The organism is Caballeronia sp., assembly GCF_049581465.1.
Lineage (GTDB): Bacteria > Pseudomonadota > Gammaproteobacteria > Burkholderiales > Burkholderiaceae > Caballeronia.
The window spans coordinates 1-2,133 of record NZ_JBAUSA010001433.1 but is presented as its reverse complement, the minus strand read 5'-3'; the positions used below and the strand labels follow the sequence as shown (position 1 = coordinate 2,133).

Annotated in this window: 3 protein-coding genes; all 3 read right to left on the bottom strand. The window is 64.0% G+C overall.

All coding sequences use genetic code 11. The features are described 5' to 3' along the window. Window positions 1-172: 172 nt before the first annotated feature. A complete protein-coding gene (gene hpxZ, locus WCA53_RS34655) occupies window positions 173-571 on the bottom strand; it encodes an oxalurate catabolism protein HpxZ (protein WP_423922982.1) in 399 nt (132 codons plus the stop codon). Window positions 572-573: 2 nt separating this feature from the next. After that, complete coding sequence (locus tag WCA53_RS34650; protein ID WP_423922977.1) at window positions 574-1,236, bottom strand: cysteine hydrolase family protein; 663 nt, start codon at window positions 1,234-1,236, stop codon at window positions 574-576. A gap of 142 nt (window positions 1,237-1,378) precedes the next feature. Beyond that, window positions 1,379-2,133: ATP-binding cassette domain-containing protein (locus WCA53_RS34645; protein ID WP_423922974.1), on the bottom strand; the 755-nt coding region annotated here is incomplete at its 5' end.

Sequence of the window (2,133 nt, the reverse complement as noted above, 5' to 3'; positions counted from 1 at the left end):
AGATATCCTCCTTCAACTGCTGGTACACCTGCTCGGCCAGTGGGTTGGGCCCATTGGCCGCAAACGGCGCGCTCGCCAGCTTCACGTCGCTCGTTTCGTTTTCACGCATATCGATACACTCTCCTTGCTATGTTCTTATTATGCGTTGCTCGAGAAACACCGGGGCGCACACTCAGGCCGTAGCAATAAGACTCACGTGGGCTGCGACGATTTTCCAACCCTGGTGCGCCTCTGCCGCTGCTCCCACGCGTGCCCAGGTCTGCATCTGCCGGCCAAGCAACGGGGTCGCGTCGCTCGTGAACTCAGTGCTGACGGTGGCGTAATCGCTGCCGAAGCTGGTCACCACCGTCCGGTGCAGCCGCCGCGAAGGCGGCACCGGCTCGCACGACGACCGCCAGGCACGAATCGCGTCCCCGCCGTGCTGGACTTCGGCGATTCCGTAGCGCACGGTTTCCGGCGCATGCCAGAAGAGCGCATTCATCGCCTCGATGTCGTTGTCGACCAGCGCCCGTTCGTATTCGACAAATGCCGCCGAGACTTCGGCGACGATTTCCGGCTTGTTGAGTTCCATCCTCACAGTCCCTCCTTCAATGCCGCGAGCGGCGCGGTCCAGCCCACAATGCCGCCCTGCGAGCGAATCATCTCGAGGCTCGCCTGCTTGAACGCTGGAAAGTAGCTGGCGGTCGCGTCTTCGATCAACAAGCATTCATAGCCGCGGTCGTTGGCCTCGCGCATCGAGGTTTGTACGCAGACCTCAGTTGTGACACCGGCAAACAGCAAGTGCGTGATGCCACGTGTATTCAGCTCTGCGCCCAACGCGGTTGCATAGAACGCGCCTTTGCCGGGCTTGTCGATCACCAGTTCGCCGTCAAGCGGCGCTAGCGCATCGACGATGGCATTGCCGGGTTCGCCTCTGACCAGAATCCGGCCCATCGGCCCCGGGTCGCCAATGCGCATCTGCGGCACACCACGCAAGCGCTTCGCGGGCGGGCAATCGGAGAGGTCCGGCGCGTGCGACTCACGGGTGTGGACCACCAGCAAGCCGGCGGTACGCGCGAGCGCAAGCAGCTCCGCGACAGTCGGCACGATCTGCGCGAGCAGCGACACATCGTTGCCGAGCGATTCGCCAAAGCCGCCCGGTTCAATAAAATCGCGCTGCATGTCGATGATCACGAGCGCAGTGTGTTTCGGGTTGAATACAAACGGCCCAGGTAAAGCCTGAACTTCGATGCTCATGGTTTGAACCTTGATTTAAGCGGTGTTATAGCAAGCGTGCGACGGCTCGCGCCGCACGCTGCGTGCGGTCCCTGCGCACCCGCAGGCGCCCGCAAATACCCCGTTTTGTGTGGTACTGCCACCGCTTGTCGTCAGGCAAGGGCTAATGGACCGCTTCGTCCGTATGCCCTGCCATGTGCCGCCCCAGCACGGCGCGTTCAGCGCCGGCTGCCGGCGTTTCATACACCAGCCGCCCTTCCGCCATCACTGCAATGCGGTCGGCCAGTTCCAGCAGTTCATCCAGATCCTCACTGACCAGCAGCACGGCCGCGCCGTTGTCGCGCGCTGCGATCAGCCGGGCGTGGATATCCGCCACCGACGCGAAATCCAGGCCGAACACCGGATTCGCGACAATCAGCACATCCACCGGTTGCCCCAGTTCGCGTGCCAGCACCGCACGCTGCACATTACCGCCGGAAAGCGTGCCGATCGGCCGATCCGGCACCGGCGGCCGCACGTTGAAATCACGGATGAGTTGCGCGGCTCGCTCGCGCATCGCCTTGCGGTCGAGCCGCCAGCCACTTCGGCACACCGGCGTACGGTCGAAATCGCGCAAGGCGAGGTTTTCGGCCACGCTCATGCCAGCCACGCAAGCGTTCCTGAGTGGCTCCTCCGGAATGGCGAACACGCGCCGCGTGGTCATCTCCTCACGGGTGGCGTGATACGGCGCGCCGGCGATCTGCATCTCGCCTTCTACCGGGCGCCGCTGCCCGACCAGCGCCTCGACCAGTTCCTTCTGGCCGTTGCCCGACACGCCCGCGAGACCGAGAATCTCTCCGGCGCGTACCGCTAGCGTGACATGACGCACCGCCGTGTGGCCGCGGTCGTCTTGCACGGAGAGCCCACGCAGTTCCAGCC

Coding starts and splice junctions, on each gene's coding strand:
- hpxZ (WP_423922982.1), bottom strand. CDS start 571: ATGGAACTCAACAAGCCGGAAATCGTCGCCGAAGTCTCGGCGGCATTT.
- WCA53_RS34650 (WP_423922977.1), bottom strand. CDS start 1,236: ATGAGCATCGAAGTTCAGGCTTTACCTGGGCCGTTTGTATTCAACCCG.